Below are 21,779 nucleotides of genomic sequence, written 5' to 3'. Positions count from 1 at the left end.
CGGAAGAAAGCCTCCTGGTATGCATTGTACCCCATTTTTCTTACGTAAAATATCCTTGTATAGACGTTGCAGATCGGTTGACGATTATTGCTTGCGAATCCGTTTCACCCGGACGCTCTGCGTCTGGTCGTCTTCTACAACTACAAAAAACGTACCGCCCGGCAAATCGGCGACATCAAAAATTGTTGAATAATTTTTTCCATCCCGCAAAAGAACGCCCGTCCGAACCGTTTGACCGCTCAGGTTCGTCAGACGGACCGCTGGCGATCTGGGCAAAGCCAGGGCAGCCTCCATGGAAACAGTAACCTGCCGCGTGGCCGGATTAGGGTAAACACTCAGGGAACCATCGTCGGTCGTTGGCTCCGTTCCCAGGATCGTCAGAAATACCTCGCCCGAGATGGCTTCTCCACACCCGTTCACACTGCCCTTGACGGAATAACGCCCACTTTGTGCAACGGTGTAAGTTGGCGAAGTGGCCCCAACAATCGGCACCCCGTTCAACAGCCATTGAATATTCATGGTGGCATTGGAGCTTAAGGTAAACCCGTTCGTTGTTATCGTGGGAGTTTGGGCAGTCAGGGTGGTTACGACTACTGCGGACGAACTAACAGGCAGGCAGTTATTGGCTACCTGCACCACATAACTCCCGGCGGCTGCCGCCAGAAGGCTGCTGCTGGTAGCGCCTGTTACAGCACTCCCATTTCGATACCACTGATAGGTCAACCCGGTGCCGGTATTGGCCTGCAGCAACACGCTGCCGCCCTGACATACGCTGGTAGAGCCGTTGGGTGTGATCGTGGCCGTGGTGCCGGTGCCGCTGGTGGGTGTGACGGCTATCCGTTGCGGACTGGGACAATCCAATGCCCGGACGCTCATGTTGTAGAAATAATACCAGGCTGTTTTCAGCGTATCGGTCGTTGTACCGTTGTTAAACAACGACCCTTTAATAGTAACGATGGGCTGGCCATTCTGCGTTTTTATCTGATAGGGAAAACCATTCACCGCTACGTTACTGCGGAAAATGGAAGCCCCGTCGTCGTAGTCGATGGTGATCTTATAATCGCCTGCTGCCGGGATGCGAAGATTCAGCGGATAGATCGCGCCGGGGTCGTTGGGGTCGTCGGGATAAGTACCTCCGGTAGAGGTCGTTACACTTTGCGTGCGGGTGGGGGTAACATTTAGCGTTACGCTCGATATGGCCGTGTTGTCGTATTTACGAACTGTAAACGTCAGTGTTCCCGCCGAGCCAATGTACAGCCGGGCCTTCTCGATCAGTAAAGGAATGGCGGTACTGATCAGCGGGGCAGGCTGGAAAGCGGTGCCGTAGGTGCCTCCGCCAAATACCGATTTGGTAGCCGGGCCAATGGTAGCCGAGAAGTCGTTCAGGGTAGCGTAAAGCTGACCACTCGATGGTATCGATTTCACGGCTACCAGATTGCCTGCCGCCAGCAGATTGCCACCCGTGGGCGCATCATACCAAAAAGCCGTACCGGCACTGATATTCCGCAGGGCAATGGTGGTGTCGCTGCCGCAACGGGTCACGCTAAAGATACCGTTGGCCGGAACGGGAGCCGTAATGCGGGTTGTGGTAATGGTATTGTTAACTGCATTTTGATCGCTGCCGAGCCCACTCGATACCGTAAAGCGGTAGGTCTGGGAAGCCACCAGCGAAACACTGGCCGGCAGGGGTAGTGACAGGGTGCTCTCCCGAAAAGCGGCAATGTTGGGAACCGTTCCGGTCAGTGTCGCTACCTCGTTGTTATTGATATCGGTAATTCTAACGCTGACAGGCACGTTGGTCTGATTGGCCGTGCCATAGTTGCGCAGCCGAACCGAAACCGTAATATCGGTACCCGTTTGCCCGCAGAAGTTCGTTTCGGGAGAGATCAAGGCTATGGCACCAACATCGTTGGTCGTCTGTACAACATTCAGCACATAATCCTGGGTTTCGCCATTGCCATAACTCCCGCAGGCAACCACGGCTGAGGGATCAGACGTCTCCACGGCAACAATACGGAATCGTACATTCTGCGCCGTCTGAACCGTTGATGGAATCGTTATCGTAGCGACAAACTGCGCTGAGTTTGCCAGCACGCCCGATGTGGCCAGCGTTTCACCCGCATCATCGAAACTGCCGTTCTGATTCCAGTCGGCGAAGGCTTTGACAATCACATTTCTGGCCGCTCCACACGTGCCCAGCGATACGGTTAACGGAATCTGTTGACCCGCCTGTACGGTGGCTACGGATTGTGAGAAGTCATTGTAGGCCGTACAGCCATTGGCCCCGGCCTGGTTGATGCTGGCAAACTGAACCTGATTGATTTTTGTATCGGCGGTCGAGCTGGCCCCCGAGGCACAGTAGGCTTTGCCGCCAACGCCACTTACGAGTAGGGCATAATCCTGCTTGCCCCCACTCAGTGTTCCTTTGCTGGCAACGGTAATGGTATAGGACCGGCCGGGAACGGGATTTGCCAGCAAAACCTGTTCGACATTGTCACGAATGTTGTCGCCCCGCGTCGCTGCGGCCGATGGGTTGTTGGGGTCCAGAATCCAGGGCAGGGTTGCCGCCTGACCATCGCTGATGCGGATGTCGAGGTCGTTGACGAGCTTGGGTGTTCGGTCGTTCAGGGTCGCGGCTGATGCCGCCGTGGCGGTTCCGGCGGGGTCGGTCCAGCAAATGGTAGAAACGAGCGGCCCCAATCCCGAGGCAACAACCGTGAGGGAGTATGTTTCGCCCTGGTTCAGGGTGCGTTCGTCGAGCAAATGGTTCTGGTTACTGTTCAGGATGACGCGCCCAGCTTTTTCGGCGTTGAGCAGGCCCCAGCCGTATTTATAATCAGGGCCAAGAGTCGTTCCGGCTTCGTCGGCGGTGTGCAGGGCCAGCCCTTTCAGGGTCGATGCCCGCAAATACTTACCGCTGTTGCGCTGCGAATAGAGTTCCTGTAGCAGCAGGAGCGAACCCGCTACATTGGGCGACGCCATCGACGTGCCATCATAAACGACATAAGCGCTGTCGCTTTCGGAGCTTGACGACAGGATGCCGACGCCAATACCGGCCAGATCGGGTTTGATACGTCCATCATCGGTGGGCCCCCAACTGGTAAAATTGCTCAGCGGCACATCGCCCGCCTGGTTGTAGCCGTAGTTCAGATTGCCCACGGCCGCTACGGAAAGGACGTTTTTGGCGTTGCCATACGTACTGATCTGATCATACCCTTCCTGATCCTTGCGGGCTACTGTACTGGTGACGTTGCTGGTGCCCAGATAGTACGGCTGTCCGGCGCCGGGGCCGTCGGAGCCATGACTGTTTCCGCCCGATTTTACGATCAGGTAGTACGGGGCATTCTGAGTAAGTCTATCCCACGATACGGTTGTGGCATCGTAGAAGCCAAACTTATAATCTTCGGTTTTGCTGATTGTTGTGTCGCCCCACCACTCCCATTTTGTGGCTGTCGTTCGGGTGTCGTTATAGACCCAGCCCGCGTTGGTGCCATAGGAGTGGTTCGATATGAGCAGGTTAGCCGCAGCCGCACTCATCTCGGTCACATCGCGGCTGAAATCATACGCCCGCAGGTTTGTGCCAAAGGCCATCCCTTTTACATCCGGGTTTACGCCACCCGCCATCATAATACCGGCTACGTGGGTAGAGTGGCTGGACAGCGTCGTGGCATTATCGACCTGCACCACCCGACTGCCGGTACCATTCCGAAATTCGATGTGGGTATCCCGGACTTTGCCGCCGTCCCAGATTGCCAGTTTATCCGTAAGTGTGCTGCCCGACAGGGATACCCCCAGCGTACCCCCTGCATAGAGTGCATTGGTATGGGTGCTGATGCCTGCTTTGGTGGTGCTGTACGTCGCGTCGTAGAGGAGTTCGCCCGTGGGGCTAATGCCGCGCAACATGACAATCCGCCCCGACGGTGAAATCTGCATGATTGGGCGGTTCAATTGCTGCGCTTTGGTAACGGCCAGGGCATAGTTGGCCGTTTGTACCTGCTCAATCGTTTTTTGCAGTTCCTTCTGCTGCGCTCGTTGTAAGCTACTGTATTGGGGTAACGATTGTGCAGTGAGAAGACTGGAGAAAATGACGGCCAATAAAACAGTTAGCCAGCCCGTGCGAGACCATAAACGTTGAGACATAAAGAAGTAAAATAAAGTCGATGCCGTACTGGGTATGAGGTATATAATCTGTACGAATAAAAGCGTGTTTCTGTTGCGTAACGGAGTGAATGGGCTGGTTGTTTTATTGACTTTTTAATGTGTTAGCGTCCAGTCGTCCATGTTGATATTGGTAACTATAATTTGAAAAGTATTTATATCTACTTTGGGGGTATGTATGGTCCTGAATTAGAGAAGGGTAATATGCTATAATGCTCAAAAAGTGTTGTGATGAATAAGGAACAGATTATGGTTATAGTTTTTTATCGTTCTAATGCTTTCCATTTGGTGTCTTTCTTCACAGGCGCAGCTCTGTAAGAGAGTCGATTTTGAGGACAAAAAAACGGCAAAGAATTCTTAAACAATTTATTCGGGAATGCGAGCAGAAAGGCCTTTTAAAGCCTGATTATGGTCTGATTCATTCGGCTGAATCGGTGAATGAACAAGGCCAAACCACTTGGCAAATGTGGGCCCAAACACAGTTTGAGGAGTACATTTGGATTGCTCCTTTTCAAGGTCATTGTACTGATTGTATAGCACCTATCGCCTGGACTCGAATAAGTAATCATTTGGTACTACGCTATGATCATAGTCATAGAGATACGCTAACGAAAGATGAATCGAAGTGCCTACGGGAAATACTTCGAGGTCACGTTGCCTTAAATTCTCCTTTAGCTCCTCCTCCGAAGCAAGTTCCCGAATTAGATCCTCAAGGACGACCAGTTTTAGATAAATATGGAAAGCCTAAAATGTGGGAATACTCCTGGCCTATAGGCAGCACTAAAAATTCTACTAATACGATTATCACTTTTATTAAAGACGGATCTTTTCAAAAAGGGCTAGCTCTTTAACGCGTACATTTATTACAGATAGTAACTATTAGATGCGGGGAGCCTCTTAGTCCACTACCCGCCAAAGCCGCCGGTCAACGGGCTGGATTTCCTGATCCAAAATTCGGAGTTGGGTGAACTGAGGATGGGCTGGGTGAAGAATAATGTTATACGAAAGTGGGACCAGAACGGACGGTACGGCAACGGCCAGTCGGTCGGGAGCTGCTAACCAATCGGCCAACCAATGCTGTGTTCGCTCATAGGTTTCGTCCTGCCAAAAGTCGGGTAACTCATCCCGCCGATAATACCGGATGTCGTCGGGTACGTCAATTGAAAATACCCAATAGGTGGGCAAATCCTCATAGCGAATGGCTGGCGCATGAGCCAGGGTTTCAACCAGGCCTAATTCGGGCGTAGAGGTGGCATACAAGACGCCCGTACCTTTAGAATTCCAGCGACCACCAAACAGACGACTCCCCTCAACGGATAGAGGGTCGTGACGGAATTTATCCCTAATAATGCGATAAACGGTGGGCATGAGTCTATTCAGGCGGGTAGTCCATAATCCAATCGTCCCAGCACATCATCAACCAAACCAAAGCCGGTTATGGTATCCAATAATTGAATAGGGGGTTGGTTGTTCAGTTCCCGAATGGGTGTCCGTAGCCATTGAAGCACAATAAATTTGCGGCCTTCAAATGTATCCAGCGCATGTATTAACAGGTTTTTTAGTAGCAGCAGCCGCTCCGATGCATCGACGCCAAACCGCTGGTCATCTTTTAGCCGGTGAAGATTACGGGACGTCATATTCAAGGCAAAGGCCATTTCTTTGTCGGTCAAGCCAACCAAAGCCGCAATCTCATCTACCTGTGCCCGTAATACGCCTTGACGTGAGGAACTGATCAGGCTAAAAGGGGAAACAATACTGGGTGGTACTGTTTCAGATGCGGACGTTGCCATACAAGTTCAAGTGAATTATGTCTTAAAGATAGAGGAAATAATTCACACATTCGTTCGTTGATCGTTCTAATTAGAGTTAGAACAGATTACTGGGTTCCAAGCGTATGAAATCGGCTAGAGGAAGATCATTTTGATCATCTAAAGCACTTTAACCAGTTTAGCCATGCCGAATAAGTTTAGTTTACTCAGTTCATTGAGTAAAATAGATAGCTATACTGAGTAAAATCTGAGAAGATTTTAGGGAACCGGGCAAGTCCTTGCCAATCAGCATATTATGAAAATTTAATCTCCTCACTATTAAACGCTTCACTTTGTAACTTGTCATAGGTCAATACGCAGACGTCGACAGGCATGGATAAACTGACAAGACAGCAACAAACCCGGTATCTGTTCGCACGGGCAGCTTTCGGGGCGACTCCCGCTGAACTGGACGAAGCGTCGCGGAAACCTTTACGAAAAGCGGTGCGCCAGTTGTTTACCGACAGCAAAGAAGTCGTGCCCTTACGTGTGGTGGAGGCCGACGAGAACGAAACCAAAAAGCAGTTGAAAGGTCTGTTTCGGCAGGGGCAGCTGGATCGGGATATGCTGAAAGAGCGTATTCGGGACAACGCTGAAAAAGTGCGCGATCTCAACCTGCAATGGCTCGACCGGATGTCGACCGGCAAAGCAGCCCTGCGGGAGAAAATGGCGCTGTTCTGGCATGGGCACTTCGCCTGCCGGACGCAGGGGCGCAATCCGCTCTTTATGCAGCAGTATGCCAATACCCTTCGGCAAAACGCCCTGGGTACCTTCGGTGATTTGCTGATGGCGGTATCCAAAGAACCGGCCATGCTCCAGTTTCTGAACAACCAGCAGAACCGGAAAAACGCGCCAAACGAGAATTTTGCCCGCGAAGTGATGGAGCTGTTTACGCTGGGGCGGGGTAATTATTCCGAACACGATATTAAAGAAGCGGCCCGCGCCTTTACGGGCTGGCAGTTCACACCCGAAGGTCAGTTTGTGTTTCGGCCGCAGGTGCACGACGAAGGGGAGAAAACCATTTTTGGGAAAACGGGGCCTTTCATAGGGGAAGATGTAATCGCGATGTTGCTGGAAAACCGGCAAACGGCCCGCTTCATTACCGCGAAGCTCTACCGCTTTTTCGTCAACGAAACTGAGGACAAGAAGCAGGTCGATGCACTGGCCGACCAGTTCTACAAAAGCGGCTACGACATTACGGATCTGATGGAGACGATATTCACGGCCGACTGGTTCTACGATACCAAAAATATCGGGGCACACATTAAGTCGCCGGTCGAGTTGCTGGCGGGGGTGCGCCACACGCTGGGCGTTCAGTTCGACCAACCGCAACCGCAGATTTTCGTTCAGCGAACGCTGGGCCAATTGTTGTTTTATCCACCCAACGTAGCGGGCTGGCCGGGCGGCAAAAACTGGATCGACTCGTCGAGTCTGCTGTTTCGGATGCAACTGCCCAATTACATTCTGAAAGCCACGGAAGTGACCGTAAAGCCGAAAGAAGATGGCGATGTAAACACACAACTCCTGGCCCGGCGGGGTAATGCGACATTCCGCACCACGGTCAACTGGTCCGATTTTGAGAACGCATTCAATAAAACACCAGACGCCGGCCTGACCGATGCCCTGGCGTCAACCTTGCTGCCCTTTCCGCTGAATCCACAACAACGCGCGTTGATCGAGAAACAAACCAGACCCGATCAAACGCGCCCCGAACGCATACACACCCTAACCGCAGCCCTCATGGGCCTGCCGGAGTATCAACTAACATAGTCGGTAAGCGGCTACGCCTAAGTCAGTAAGTCAGTAAGTGGCTGACGCATCACAATCACTGGCGCCAGCCACTTACTGACTTACTGACTTACCAACTTACTGACTCATTTTCACTATGAACCGTAGAAACTTCATCAAAAAATCGGCTTTTACGACGGCGGGGACTATGCTGATTCCGCACTTCCTGAAGGCCTATGAGTCGCAGATGCTGGGAAAAGGACCCGCGTCGAACGGTAAAATTCTGGTGGTGGTACAATTGTCGGGCGGCAATGACGGGTTAAATACCGTGATCCCTTACCGAAACGATATTTATTACCGGGAGCGCCCAACCATTGCCATCCGGCCCGAAAAAGTCCTTCAACTAAACGACGACATTGGGCTGCACCCGGCGATGGGGTCGTTGAAAGCTCTGTATGACGAGGGGCTGTTGACCGTTATCAACAACGTCGGCTACCCCAACCCCGACCGTTCGCATTTTCGGTCGATGGATATTTGGCAAACCGCCAGTGATTCAGATAAGTATGAAAACACGGGCTGGGTAGGGCGGTACCTGGATGCAGCCTGCGCGGGAAAGGCCCAACAGCCGTTTCGAACCATTGAGGTCGATGATACGCTGAGTCTGGCCATGAAAGGGAATGCATTGAATGGGCTGGCCATGCTGGACCCTAAAAAGCTATACAACCAGACCCGCAGCGGTTTCGTAAAAGGGCTGGGTAACGAACCGCTTGCCGGTCATGGAGCGCACGAGCCTGAATCGGTAGCGTACCTCTACAAGACACTGGCCGAAACGGTATCGTCTGCCGATTATGTGTACGAAAAGTCGAGCCGGGCCGGGCGATCGGTTGCGCCAGCCCCAGCCGGTACAATCCTGACGACTTTCCCGAATAGTGAACTGGGTAATCGACTCAAAACCGTGTCGCAGTTGATTCAGGCGGGTATTGATACGAGCGTTTATTACGTGTCTATCAGCGGATTCGATACCCACATTAACCAGCCGGGGCAGCAGGACCGTTTGCTGGGTCAGTATGCCGAAGCCGTCGGAGCGTTCATGGCCGATCTGAAAACCGCTGGTCGGCAGAACGATGTGCTTCTGATGACCTTTTCGGAGTTTGGCCGACGGGTGAAGCAGAACGCCAGCAACGGTACCGACCATGGTACAGCTAACAACGTGTTTCTGGTGGGTGGTGGTTTACCCTCCCGTCGGGTGCTGAATGAATCCCCCAACCTGACGAAACTAACGGACGGTGACCTGACCTATTCCGTTGACTTCCGGCAGATCTACGCGACACTTTTGCGGGATTATCTGGGGGCCGACGATGTTGCTATTCTTGGACGAAAATTCGATGGCGTCAAGATCGTGTAGAAAGTAATCTTTACCCTGAAGGGGATTCAGGGCAGGACTGTTAAGTTCTAATCCCGAAGGGATGACAGGATTATAGAATATAGCGAAATGACCTACTTAGAACCCCGAAGGGGTGACATTATTTCACCCCTTCGGGGTTCTACATAAAATCGAATTAACGTTTTTCTGTAATTATAACACGCCCGCTTCGGCGGTCCGATTCAGCGTTAACGTTCAGCCCTTAACAGCCCTGCCCTGAAAGGGACTTTGTCTAAATGGGAGCAAAGTCCGGCACCGGCCGCCCGGCCTTCAGGGGATTTAGGGGTTGGGAGTAAGTCCAGTATCAAAGCAGGAAGACTCGACTGATTTCGTGCCATAATAAAAAAATCGCTGCGTTGCGGCCAGAATCTGCGGTAAACTGCGTTATTTCGCAGAGAGTCAAATTCATAGTCTTCTGAATGGTAGGTATCATTATGGGTAGTCTCTCCGACCGCAAGGTTATGCAGGAGGCCGCCGACATCTTAACCGAGTTGGGTGTATCGTGGGAAATGGATATTGTGTCGGCCCACCGGACACCCGAGAAAATGGTCGATTACGCCAAGTCTGCCCGCGACCGGGGCCTTCGGGTCATTATTGCCGGAGCGGGAGGGGCAGCTCACTTGCCCGGTATGGTGGCGTCGCTTACGATTCTTCCCGTCATTGGCGTTCCTGTAAAATCCAGTAATTCAATAGATGGCTGGGATTCGGTCCTGTCCATTCTTCAAATGCCCGGTGGTGTGCCCGTAGCGACCATGGCCCTTGACGGAGCGCGCAATGCCGGTATTCTGGCGGCACAGATCGTTGGAACGTTCGATGAGAAAGTGGCTGGCAACCTTAGCCAGTTCAAAGAAAATTTAAAGGAAAAAGTGGCTGACATGAGTCGCCAGTTGACCACACCCTAACCCAATCTATAAACGTTATGGATGCCGAGAACCAATCATCCAATCCACGCCCGGCGGCTAATTCCAGTCTGCCAGCCATTACACTTATTGTGTTGGTGGGCATTATTGCTGCGCTTCTTTACATTGGGTACGGGTACATTACCGACGACACCAATGGGTCTGACGAGTTGACGAACGTGGCCCTCGACACAACGTCGCAGCAGCCTCTGGCTCAAAACGACCCCGAGATGCTGATGGCACCGGAAGAAAAAGACACGACCTCGCAACCCGCGCCTGTCGATTTGTCGCAGGCGGCACCACCACCCGATGCGCCCGAAGCGAATGCCACGGCCGAAGAAGTGGCCGAAGACAACCGTGAAACGACCAACGGCAAAGCAGCCCCTGAAGAGAAGCCGGTTGCGGAGAAACCCGCTGAAGTTAAGCCCAAGGTCGAGAAGCCCGTCGAGAAACCGAAAGCCGAGAAGCCAAAGGCCGAAGTATCCGTTGAAAAAGTAGCCGTTAAACCCGGTGGTGTTTCCAGCAAGTATACCGTTGGAGCAGGTGAAACGTTTTACGGGGTGGCGAATCGCTACAACATGAAGATCAATACGCTGAAGGCCATGAATCCCGGCGTATCGGAGAGCGACATTAAAGCGGGGGTAACCAAACTGAACGTCAAAGCCATGGCCGTACACACGGTTGGGGCGGGCGATGTCCTCCGGGTCGTTGCCGAGAAGTACGGTGTCAGCAAAGAGGCCATCATGCGCGCCAACAAGAAAGACAAGGACATCGCCACCCGTGGTGAGAAACTGATTATCCCTTTCCCGGAGAAACAGTAGCAGGGAGAAAAGGGAGGAGGGGGACGAGAGCGAGTAAAGGGAAGCATGATGCGCCAATCCTTTTTCCCTCTCGTCCCCCTCCTCCCTTTTTTCCTTTATTTCCGCTCATACACCAGCCCCATTGTAAACCGCAGGTCGTTATTTTGGCGGCCGGGTACGACCAGACTTTCGTAGGCGTTAGCCAGTGTTGTTCGCAGGCTGGTGGCCGACGTTAGTTTTACCTGAACACTCAGGCTAGCGTTCCACCGCACATTGTATTGACCCAGAGCGGGTTGATAAAACGCTGTGTGCGTGACGGTAAACCGATCGTTATCAAACTTGTACTCCCCGAATAGCCGCACCGAATTACGGACGATGTAGATATCGCTAAGTTCGAAAAAGTCGGTGTTTTCGTTCATAATTACATCCGTCACGGAGATATAGGCTTTTTTGCGATTCAGTAGTTTATACCCCAGACCACCCGCCACAGTCCATCGTTTGTTGATTTGCCGGAGGTTACTGCGCTCAAACGACCCAAAAGCCAGGTAGTAGAGCCGTTTCTCGTACCTATACGTCGTCCGAAAATCGCCAAACCATTCGCGTTCGGACAGGAAGCCATTCTGTCTGCCATACACGAAAGAAGGATTACTGGACAACTTAAAGAGATTGCTTAATTCGTAATCGAGAGCACTCGTCAATTGAAGCAGGGTGCGGTTGACGTTTCCCGATGTGATGGTGCCGTCGGCGGTAAAGCGGTATCGAAAAATACGTATCTGGGCTGGGGGAGCACTATCTTTCCGGGCTACCGATTGAGCTAACGTGTCTGCTTTGCTGGAGTCGGCGGGCGTTTTTGTTTTGGTACTGTCGCGGGTTGCGGTCGATGGGCGTAGCGGGTCAGGCTGCTCAACAATTTGAGCAAAGAGGGGAGAGTAAGTAGTTAGAAAACAGGCAAGCAAGAATAAGAACGAAATGCTTTTCACAGAATGCTGAGTTGTTGAGGCTGCAACTTAGAAAAAAAAGATACATTTGAGGACTGACCAACTGGTCATTTTATCGAAAAGATTAGCACTCAATTACGCCTTTAACCATGACTCGCTGGGGAATTTTAGGACCGGGCCGCATCGCCCATAAGTTTGCACAGGATTTACTCACGCTGCCCGATGCACAGCTGTATGCCGTTGCGTCGACAAACCTGCAGCGGGCCGAAGAATTTGCCAAAGAGTACAATGCCCCGCACGCATTCGGCTCGTATGAAGAACTCCTCTCGTTACCTGATCTGGATGTGGTATATGTGGCGACTCCGCACATCAAACACCACGAAAACGCCCTCATGCTGCTGAATGGCAACATCCCTGTGTTGGGCGAAAAACCGTTTGCTATGAATGGTGAACAGGTTCAGGAAATGGTCGAGGCAGCCCGTACAAAAGGGGTTTTTCTGATGGAGGCCCTATGGAGCCGGTTTATGCCGGGCATCGAAAAAGCGTTGGAACTCGTTCAGTCGGGGGCCATTGGTAAGGTCGTTTCGGTGAAGGCTGACTTTGGGTTCAAAGCACCTTTTTCGCCCGAAGGCCGCCTGTTCGACAAAGCCCTGGGCGGTGGCTCGCTGCTCGATATTGGTATTTACCCGCTGTTCTTTTCCTACCTGATGCTGGGCAAGCCCAAAACTATCAAAGCGTCCGCTATTTTTGGCTCAACGGGTGTCGATGAGCAATGCGGTATGGTGCTTACCTATGCCGATGCACAAATTGCGTTGCTGGACAGCACTTTACAGGCAAAAACAGATTGTGTCGGGCTGATTCAGGGCGAAACGGGCCAGATTCGTGTACACGGCCGTTTTCACGAAACGATGGCTGTTTCGCTGGAGCCAGCCGAAGGAGAGCCTACCGTATTTGACTTTACCCGGACCACCCACGGCTACGACTACGAAGCCCGCCATGTGATGCAGTGTCTGGCTGAAGGAAAAACCGAAAGCCCTTTGTGGTCGCTCGATGACAGCCTGAACCTGATGGCTCTGCTCGACGCCGTCCGTGCCGAAGCGGGAATTGTTTATTGAGAGGGAGTAGAGGGAGTAGAGGGAGTAGAGGGAGTAGAGGGAGTAGAGGGAGGAATAGTTATTTAGTCTCTTCCTCTCTTCCTCTCTTTGCTCCCTTTCTTCCCTCTCCTCCCTTTACTCCCTCTCCTCCCTTTACTCCCTCTCCTCCCTTCACTCCCTCTCCTCCCTTTTACATCCCATTAATCCCTTTTCTCCTTACCTTTGCGGCATGACTGACCGCTATGCCCAGCGCGGAGTTTCCGCCAGTAAAGAAGACGTTCACAACGCCATTGCCCAGCTCGACAAGGGACTGTTTCCAAAAGCTTTCTGCAAAATTGTGCCCGATACACTGGCCGGTGACCCCGACTTTTGTACAATCATGCACGCCGATGGAGCCGGAACAAAGTCGGCACTGGCGTACCTCTACTGGCGCGAAACCGGTGATCTAAGCGTTTGGAAAGGTATTGCGCAGGATGCCATTGTGATGAATACCGACGATCTGATTTGCGTGGGTGCTACGGGACCCATGTTGCTGTCGTCGACAATTGGGCGGAATAAAAACCTGATTCCCGGCGATGTCATTGCCGAAATCATCAACGGTACTGAGGAGGTGCTGCAAATGCTGCGCGACCACGGTATCGAAATTTACAGCACCGGGGGCGAAACCGCCGATGTGGGTGATCTGGTGCGTACGGTCATTGTCGACAGCACCGTTATCGCCCGCATGCGACGCGATCAGGTTATCAGTAACGACCGTATTCAGGCTGGTGATGTAGTTGTCGGGCTGGCCTCATTCGGTCAGGCTACGTACGAAACGGCCTACAACGGGGGCATGGGCAGCAACGGACTCACCTCGGCCCGTCATGATGTACTGGCTAAGTACCTCGCCGACCAATACCCCGAAAGTTTCGATCCTGCCATTGACAATTCACTGATTTACAGCGGATCGAAACGGTTGACGGATGCCGTGCCGTCGGTTGACAGAACCGTGGGCCAGCTTATTTTGTCGCCCACACGAACCTATGCACCCGTTGCCAAAATGTTGCTGGATGAGCTTCGACCGGCTATTCATGGTATGGTTCACTGCTCGGGCGGGGCGCAAACCAAAGTGCTTCATTTTGTCGATAACGTTCATATTATTAAAGATAACCTGTTTCCGATTCCGCCCCTCTTCCGACTGATTCAGGCCGAAAGCGGCACGAGCTGGCAGGAGATGTATAAGGTCTTTAATATGGGCCACCGACTGGAAGTCTATTTGTCGGAGGATAATGCGCAGCGTGTTATTGAGATTGCCCAGTCGTTCGGCATCGAGGCTCAGATAATTGGTCGGGTGGAAGCTTATGAAGGTAAGCGGGTAACGATCAAAGGGGAAGTAGGTGAATTTATTTATTAAGTGACATATTGATTTTTTGTAGATACCTTGCAGGCGGACAATGTCTTCGCGACTATGACGCCTGCTGCCAAACGTATCTACATACTATGTATACTTATTGTCCTGTTGCTACCATCAACAGCGCACGCCCAGACGACCCCGTTTACGGCTGGCTGGAGCTTTGAGGGAAACAGTAACGGTACATCGTCAAGTGGGTTGGTAACGGCTTCGTCAGCTTCCTATACAGGCATTAACCTACTGGCTGTAAGTCCGTATTCAGCAGGGTATGTCAACCTGGGGGCTAACGTGCAAAATTGGTCGACAACGCTCTGTAACCAAACGGAGTACGTTCAATTTTCCGTTCAACCCGTGGGCACAGCGACTATTACGCTCACATCGCTATCATTCGCTTTTGCCCGTTCGGCGCAGGGGCCGCAGCAATTGACCGTCCGGTCGAGTGTGAATGGATTTAGTAGTGACCTTCATTCACAGGGTATTTCGACAAATTATCAGGTGGCATCGATCGCCTTGACCGGTGCCGGGTTTAGTAATCAGGCTAATGCCATCACCTTCCGTATTTATGCCTGTAACCCAGCGGCAGGGGGCGGAACACTCAAACTGGACGAAATTCAGATCAATGCGGTTGTGCTCCCGGTTACTTTACTTTCCTTCACGGCCAAAGCCGAGGGCGATCGTGTTCAACTAGCCTGGAAAACCGCGAATGAATACAACGCCGATCACTTCCTGGTCGAGCGCAGCCATGATCTGAGCGAGTTTGTGTCTATAGGTACGGTTGCCGCTCATGGTGCCACGAATGAGCCGCAGTATTATGGGCTGACGGACCTGAATCCGAAGTCCGGCGTGAATTACTACCGGCTCAAACAAATCGACATCAACGGGACTGCACACGCATACAAACCAATCTCAACGATTGTTCGGGCAAATGAGCCAGTCATTTCGGTATACCCTAATCCGGCAGACCCCGACCAAATTCACGTACGACTCTGGAATGCTGACGATGCAGCCATACGCCTGTTGACTGTTACGGGCGAGGTGGTGCAGGGGCAGGTGGTTCGTAAACCGGGCGAGGCCGATCTGTTTTTTGCGCAACCGCTGCCAGTTGGTGCATACTGGCTGGACGTACGAACGACCAACGGCCGACAGGTAGTGGCTGTTTTGATCCGGTAGCCGTTAACTGAATGTATATGGAAGTTATTGCCGACCGTACAGTCGGTTTTTTCTTTTGAAAGGGGCTAGTGTTTAAACTTAATATTTACGTAACTGATGCGGGTGTATTTTTGGTACTTCATCTCATTCAACCTTACTCAACGATGAATCAACTTTTACAACGAACGCTGGTAGCCTGTTTGTGGCTGCTGGCGGGTTCTTCCTATGCACAGACGACCCTGGCGCAATGGAACTTCGATACCTCAACGCCAGTGCCCACAGCCGTTGCATCCAATGTGTCCGCAACGAACACAACCATCGGGTCAGCCGTTACCGGACCTACGTATCCGGCGGGAAACCCGTCTGCCGGCAAAGCCTTTTCGGGCTCGGCCTGGAATGTGACCAGTCCGGATGCCAACAAATACGTTGAATTTGGCCTGAGTCCGGTGTCCGGTTTCAAGGTCTCGGTAAACCAGCTTTCCTTCGATGAACAGCGGTCGGGTACAGGCCCTACAACCTGGGTGCTGCGGTCGAGTCTGGACAATTTTGCGGCCGACATCAACACCACGCCCACCTCAACAACGTCGCCAACGTCCAACGGGTCGTTTACGTCGCGCGTGGTATCGCTGAGTGCCAATGCCACGTTTCAAAATGTTGGTACGCCGATCACCTTCCGCATCTATGGCTATGGCGCCAGTGGGGCCGGAGGGACGTGGCGGTTCGATAACATTACCGTAACTGGTTCGGCTGGCCCGCTTGATCCAACGGCCCCTCTTATATCGGTTAACCCAGCTTCATTATCAAGTTTCGCTGCCGTTCCGGGTACGCCTTCAGCCGCAAAATCATACACGGTTTCCGCAGCCAACTTGACGACCGACCTAACGATTACGGCCCCAACGGGATACGAACTCAGCAAGGACAACGGCAGCAGTTATGCCGGTACACAAACGTTGATGCAGTCGGGTGGGGTAGTGGCCGCCACCGCCATCAGTGTTCGGCTGACGGGGGTTGGGAGCGGTACTGTAAACGGGGCTATTACCCATGTAAGTGCGGGTGCTGCCACCCAAAACGTTACCGTTAGTGGCACGGTCGATGCGGCCAACGGCCCAACAACTATCGCAACGGCTCGTGGCCAGGTGGGTACTACCGTCACCATTCAGGGGCGCGTAACGGTAAGCAGCCAGTTTGGCGGCAAGCTGTTTTATATTCAGGATGCAACGGGTGGTATCGCTGTTTATGACCCAACCACGAGCTACGGAAATCAGGTGCAGCTCGGTGACCGGGTGCAGGTAACGGGTCCGGTGGCCCTGTTTCAGGGGAAGAAAGAAATTAATGGCGTGACGGCATTTTCGAAGGTCGACAACACCAATCAGCCCGTTACGCCCCAGGTCATAACCATTCCTCAGCTTATTGCCGGTACGTTTGAGGGCCAACTCGTGGCGGTTCAGAATACAACCATCGGTGGCTCCGGCGCTACCTTTCAGGGGGGCGCAGCTGGCACGTACCCGATCACAACCGGCGATGGCGCTGCGGAATTGTTCATAACGAGTGCCTCTGATCTGGTAGGTGCCACAAAACCTACGGGTGCTCTGTCAGTAACGGGTATTGCCGATCGGTATATACCCACCGATGCGTCGAAGAATGTGATTCAACTTAACCCACGGGCCATTTTTGATATTCCCGGTTCGGACGTGCCCCCGCCACCACCAACCATTATTACCTGCCCGACCGGACGCGATATTTCCGACAACGACCAGACATTGAGTCTGGTCAGCTGGAACCTCGAATGGTACGGTTTCGATGGGGGTTCGTTCACCTGCACGAACGGCTCCAAAAGCTATGCCGACAATGGCCCCACGAATGAGGCCCTTCAGGCCCAGAACGTTCGGTCGGTGATGGATGCCTTCAACGCCGATATGTATGTGTTGCAGGAGGTGAGCGATAAAAATCTGCTGATCGCCAACATGCCGACGGGATACGCACTTAGCTGTTCGGATCAGTACACATCCTACTTCTTTCAGGACCTCTGCGATGCCAATGGCAACCCGCAGGGATTCAACCCGACGGCTATCAACCAGAAAGTTTGTGTGATGTACAAGACCAGCGTTGTCTCGATGATTGCGGCCGAGAGCAAACCCCTGCTGGCCGACAAATATAACTATGCCGGTACACCGCGAAGCGATGCCTGGGCGTCGGGACGTCTGCCTTATCTGTTCGTCGCGAATGTAACCGTAGCCGGTCAGACCCGCAAAGTACATATCGTAGATATTCACGCTAAATCAGGCTCGGCGCAGGCTGATTACAATCGACGGAAACAGGATATTATCGACCTGAAGGCTGAGCTGGATGCCAATTACGGAAGCGCGAACCTGATTATAGCGGGCGATTACAATGATGATGTCGATCAGTCCATTGCCGCTGGCAACCCTTCTTCCTATGCCAACTTCGTGAGTGATGCCACGAACTACACGGTTGTTTCCAGCGAGCTAAGTGCAAATGGCTGTAATACAGATGCCAACTTCACGGATGCCATCGACCATATTACCGTCTCGAATGAACTGGCAACCGCCTACGTAGCAGCCTCGGTGGCTTCTGTACGGCCCGCTGTTGTCAACTATGCGCTTACCACCTCCGACCACTACCCGACCTTCGCCCGATTTACTGTTGCGAATGCGAGTGGACCTCTACCCGTTCGTCTGTCGTCTTTCGAAACAAAACCGGTAGGGGAGCGCGTTGCGCTGTCGTGGACAACCGCCAACGAAACGAACAGTGCTTATTTTGACGTGGAGCGGAGCGTCGATGCCCGTGAGTTTGGGGCCATCGGTCGGGTGGCGGCCGCGGGCGACGCTCAATCCACAAAAACGTATGGGCTACTTGATGAGCATCCTCTGAGCGGCACCAACTACTACCGGTTGAAGCAGGTTGACCTCGATGGGCAGACAGCCTATTCAAAAATTATATCGGTAGTGATGGATAACCTAACCCCTGGGATGGAGATCCTCGGCAACCCAACCGATAACCAGGCAATCCGAGTGGTGATTCGTAACCTGCCCAACGCCAGCTTTCACTTAACGACCCTGACGGGGCGTGAGCTGACCGTGCAGGGCCAAACCCAGACCGATGGATCGATGGTGTTTACAACGGCGCAGACGCTCAGTCCGGGCGTGTACTTGTTGCGGGCCAATTCAGGTACCACACGCCTTGTACGAAAGGTGGTGATACGGTAGATTGTAGTGCCGACCGTCCCGGTTGCTACCACAGTTTCAAGGCGTGCCAGGGTTTAGCACCGTGGCACGCCTTGTCTTTTCAGGCTAATACGGATTCCTGTTCTTCGGCTCTTCCTACTTTCATCTCAACCTTCGGCGGCAGCAGCTTATACAATACCGGCGTGACGATTCGGGAGAGCAGTGTGCTGGAAATAAGTCCACCAATGAGCACCCAGGCCAGCGGAGAATAGAGTGGATTGGCTTCGAGGGCGAGCGGCATCAGGCCACCAATGGCAGTCATCGAGGTGAGTACTATAGGGACAAATCGAACTTCGCCTGCTTCCTTGATGGCTTCCACCAGCGGGACACCCCCTTCGCGAAGCTGGTTGGTGAAGTCCACCAGCAAAATGGAGTTTTTGACCTCAATCCCGATCAGGGCGATCAGGCCGATGATGGCAACGAACGAGAACGGATTACCCGTCAGAAGCAGGGCTGCAATGGCGCCGATGATACCCAACGGAATAACCGATAGCACAATCAGGGTACTTTTTATCGTGCCGAACTCCAGAATCAGCACGGCCATGAAGCCGAAAATCGTGATTAGGATGATGGTACCCAAGCCACCAAACGACTGCTCCCGGCTTTCCAGTTCGCCAGCAGCCTGGTACCGGAACCCGGTTGGAAACTTCATGGTGTCGAGCTTTTTCAGCACGTCGGTATAGACATTATCGACCAGAAACCCGGTTTTGACGAAGGCCGTTACGGTAATGAAGCGGTCTTTATCGTAATGCCGGATCAGGTTCGTACCGGTTTCAAATTGCAGATCGGCGACCTGACTCAGGGGTACCGAGCTGCCCGTTACTGTGTTGACGTACAGATTCTTCAGCACTGATTGGTCAGCGATACGACCTTTGGGTAAGGTCACGTTGATCGTATAATCGTCATCCTCGTTCGGGGCTTTAAACGTGCCGACGTTCAAACCAGCGATGGCCAGCCGGATGGTGCGGTTAATATCGGCGATGGACAGGCCCAGCAACCCGGCTTTCTCTTTGTTGATCTTGATGCGCAGGTCGGTCTTGCGGTTGGCCAGTGGGTTATTTACGTAAATGGTTCCCGCTGTTTGCTTTAGAATGGTTTCAACCCGGGCCGCTACCGTGCGCAGGGTGTCGAGGTTTTCGCCAAATACCCGGATAGCCACCGGTGCTTCCTGATTGGGTCCCTGCTCAAAATCTTTCACTTCGATTTTAGCGTTGGGATACAGCGCGAACAGATCTCGGTATTCATCAATAATCGCCCGTTTTTCGGGGGGCGCTATGTCGTTAAGCTGAACGTAGAATTGAGAGAAATTCGCTGACTCGTTCCGCTGGATGATGTTGTAATAAATACGCGGATTGCCCCGGCCAACGTTCGTGGTAAAGTGCCGGATGTTGGGGTTCCGTTTCAGCTTGCTCTCCACATAGCGCGCCACGCGGTTGGTTTCGCTCAGGCTGCTGCCGTCGGGCGTTTCGATGTTGATCAGAAACTGCGGTTTCTCCGAGGCCGGAAACAGACCGAACCCTACTTTCCCCGACAGTGATAAAGCCCCTCCGAAAATTGCCAGTGCCACCAGCAGCGTAATGACCGGACGTTCCAGCGCTACGTTCAACAGCCGACTGTAGGAACCGCTGATGAGTTTTTTGAGTGCCCGCAGAAAGATGTTACCCTCGGGGTTATGCTCTTCTTTCAGAATCCGGCTGGCCAGGAATGGCACAATCGTTAGCGACACCAGCAACGACGCTAAAATGGTCGTGACGACCGCCATCGGCAGCGACCGGATAAAATCGCCGGACGCTTCGGGCAGGAACAGCAGCGGTAAAAAGGCCAGAATCAATGTAACGGTACAGCCAATAACGGCCAGCGTGATCTGGCTCGTGGCCTTGATAGCCGCTTCCCGCCTGGAGTAGCCTTCGCGTAGGTATCGCTCAATGTTTTCAACAACCACAATGCTGTCGTCGACCAGAATACCCAGCGCCACAATCAGCCCGACGATGCTCAACTGGTTGATGCTGTAGCCAAAGGCATTGAGCAACGACAAACCGATGGACAATGACAGTGGAATCGAGATCATGACCACCACGGCTGCCCGAAAACCCAGTGGCAAGAGCGTGAGCGAGACCAGCAGAATGGCAATGGCGAAGTCAGTAGCAAAGTGACCCAGCCGTTTGTTCACACTGGCGGCCTGATCGAAATTCTTGACCAGCTTGATATGTGTGGGCAGGGTTTTGGCGAAATCCTCAATGATGGGGTTGATCTGTTTACCCACCTTGTCGATGTTTTCGCCTATTTTCTGACTGGCCGTTATCAATACCGCCCGGTGACCATCGAGCCGGGTAATGTGGGTTTCGTCTTCGAGGTTGTAGTCCACATCGGCAATGTCGCGCAGATGGATGATTTTCTGGCCGTTACTCGAGACGATGGTATTTCTGATTTCGTCCAGCGACTGATAATCGCCCGCCGTTTTAACGTTGAATTTACGGCTCCCGATCTGAACACTTCCACCGGGGATATTGGCGTTTTCAGCCTGCAATGCGCCAATGACGCGGTTGGTTGGAATGCCTTCCTGCGCCATCTTTTCGATATTAAGTGATACGCGCACGACACCGGCAGCATAGCCCCAGTCCTGTACATTTTTCAGGCTGGTTACTTTCTCCAGCCGTTTTTTCAACGCATCGGCATAGTTACCCAGATCTTTATCCGACGCCACTTCCGACTGGAGCGCGACCTGCACAATGTTGACATCGGAAGGCGAAAACTTGATGATGTCGATCTTGAAAATATCGGCGGGGAGTTCGCTTTTCAACGCCCCCACTTCGCGCACGATTTCTTGGTACTTCTCGTCGGGATCTTCGCTATATTCATACGCTACCCGGAACACGGCCAGCCCATCATCGACGCTGGTGATCACGTGTTTGATGTTATCGAGTTCGTTGAATCGCTTTTCGGCCGGGTCCACAACCAGTTCCTCCATGTCGAGGGCATCGGTACCGGGATAAACAACCGCTATCGCAAATTCGGGCGCGGTAAATTCGGGGTCTTCGCCCCTGGGCATGTTCAGCAGGGAGTTGACGCCAAGCGCGGCCACACCCAGGAACAATATCAGCATAAACTGCCAGTTTTTGACGGAAAATTCGGATAAGTTCATGTTAT

General features: G+C 52.7%; 14 protein-coding genes. 9 read left to right on the top strand and 5 right to left on the bottom strand.

Annotation, left to right across the window (positions count from 1 at the left end; genetic code table 11):
• Positions 1–84: 84 nt before the first annotated feature.
• Positions 85–4,140, bottom strand: a complete 4,056-nt coding sequence (locus ACYVK4_RS10260) for a S8 family serine peptidase (RefSeq protein ID WP_461127405.1) — start codon at positions 4,138–4,140, stop codon at positions 85–87.
• 347 nt (positions 4,141–4,487) lie between these two features.
• Between ACYVK4_RS10260 and ACYVK4_RS10255 the strand changes: the two genes are divergently transcribed.
• Positions 4,488–5,009 carry a hypothetical protein gene (locus tag ACYVK4_RS10255; RefSeq protein ID WP_461127404.1) on the top strand — a complete coding sequence of 174 codons (522 nt, stop codon included), beginning with the start codon at positions 4,488–4,490 and terminating at the stop codon, positions 5,007–5,009.
• Between the two features lie 46 nt (positions 5,010–5,055).
• Here the strand turns inward: ACYVK4_RS10255 and ACYVK4_RS10250 are convergent, their stop codons facing one another.
• Positions 5,056–5,526, bottom strand: a complete 471-nt coding sequence (locus ACYVK4_RS10250; RefSeq protein ID WP_461127403.1) for an RES family NAD+ phosphorylase — start codon at positions 5,524–5,526, stop codon at positions 5,056–5,058.
• 8 nt (positions 5,527–5,534) lie between these two features.
• Positions 5,535–5,948: an antitoxin Xre/MbcA/ParS toxin-binding domain-containing protein gene (locus ACYVK4_RS10245; RefSeq protein WP_461127402.1), complete on the bottom strand. Its 414-nt coding sequence runs from the start codon at positions 5,946–5,948 to the stop codon at positions 5,535–5,537.
• A 351-nt stretch (positions 5,949–6,299) separates the two neighbouring features.
• Here ACYVK4_RS10245 and ACYVK4_RS10240 point away from each other — a divergent pair, with 351 nt between their 5' ends.
• From ACYVK4_RS10240 to ACYVK4_RS10225, 4 genes are all read left to right on the top strand, one after another.
• Entirely contained in the window at positions 6,300–7,736 is a 1,437-nt protein-coding gene (locus ACYVK4_RS10240; protein ID WP_461127401.1) for a DUF1800 domain-containing protein, read from the top strand.
• 115 nt (positions 7,737–7,851) lie between these two features.
• Positions 7,852–9,099 (top strand): DUF1501 domain-containing protein, encoded by a 1,248-nt coding sequence (locus ACYVK4_RS10235; RefSeq protein ID WP_461127400.1) that lies wholly within the window; start codon positions 7,852–7,854, stop codon positions 9,097–9,099.
• 437 nt (positions 9,100–9,536) lie between these two features.
• On the top strand, positions 9,537–10,019 hold the full coding sequence (gene purE, locus ACYVK4_RS10230) for a 5-(carboxyamino)imidazole ribonucleotide mutase (protein ID WP_461127399.1): 483 nt from the start codon (positions 9,537–9,539) through the stop codon (positions 10,017–10,019).
• A gap of 17 nt (positions 10,020–10,036) precedes the next feature.
• A complete protein-coding gene (locus ACYVK4_RS10225; RefSeq protein ID WP_461127398.1) occupies positions 10,037–10,837 on the top strand; it encodes a LysM peptidoglycan-binding domain-containing protein in 801 nt (266 codons plus the stop codon).
• A gap of 95 nt (positions 10,838–10,932) precedes the next feature.
• Here ACYVK4_RS10225 and ACYVK4_RS10220 read toward each other — a convergent pair whose 3' ends face one another.
• On the bottom strand, positions 10,933–11,796 hold the full coding sequence (locus ACYVK4_RS10220; protein WP_461127397.1) for a DUF481 domain-containing protein: 864 nt from the start codon (positions 11,794–11,796) through the stop codon (positions 10,933–10,935).
• A gap of 107 nt (positions 11,797–11,903) precedes the next feature.
• Here ACYVK4_RS10220 and ACYVK4_RS10215 point away from each other — a divergent pair, with 107 nt between their 5' ends.
• From ACYVK4_RS10215 to ACYVK4_RS10200, 4 genes are all read left to right on the top strand, one after another.
• Positions 11,904–12,869 carry a Gfo/Idh/MocA family protein gene (locus tag ACYVK4_RS10215; protein ID WP_461127396.1) on the top strand — a complete coding sequence of 322 codons (966 nt, stop codon included), beginning with the start codon at positions 11,904–11,906 and terminating at the stop codon, positions 12,867–12,869.
• A gap of 208 nt (positions 12,870–13,077) precedes the next feature.
• Entirely contained in the window at positions 13,078–14,241 is a 1,164-nt protein-coding gene (locus tag ACYVK4_RS10210; RefSeq protein WP_461127395.1) for an AIR synthase related protein, read from the top strand.
• 54 nt (positions 14,242–14,295) lie between these two features.
• Entirely contained in the window at positions 14,296–15,408 is a 1,113-nt protein-coding gene (locus ACYVK4_RS10205) for a T9SS type A sorting domain-containing protein (protein ID WP_461127394.1), read from the top strand.
• Positions 15,409–15,551: 143 nt separating this feature from the next.
• Positions 15,552–18,614: an endonuclease/exonuclease/phosphatase family protein gene (locus tag ACYVK4_RS10200; protein WP_461127393.1), complete on the top strand. Its 3,063-nt coding sequence runs from the start codon at positions 15,552–15,554 to the stop codon at positions 18,612–18,614.
• 79 nt (positions 18,615–18,693) lie between these two features.
• On the opposite strand, the gene ACYVK4_RS10195 is transcribed toward ACYVK4_RS10200, so the two are convergent.
• Positions 18,694–21,774 carry an efflux RND transporter permease subunit gene (locus tag ACYVK4_RS10195; RefSeq protein ID WP_461127392.1) on the bottom strand — a complete coding sequence of 1,027 codons (3,081 nt, stop codon included), beginning with the start codon at positions 21,772–21,774 and terminating at the stop codon, positions 18,694–18,696.
• Positions 21,775–21,779: the final 5 nt, after the last annotated feature.

Source organism: Spirosoma aerophilum (assembly GCF_054782495.1).
This window is presented reverse-complemented; position numbering and strand designations above follow the sequence as displayed.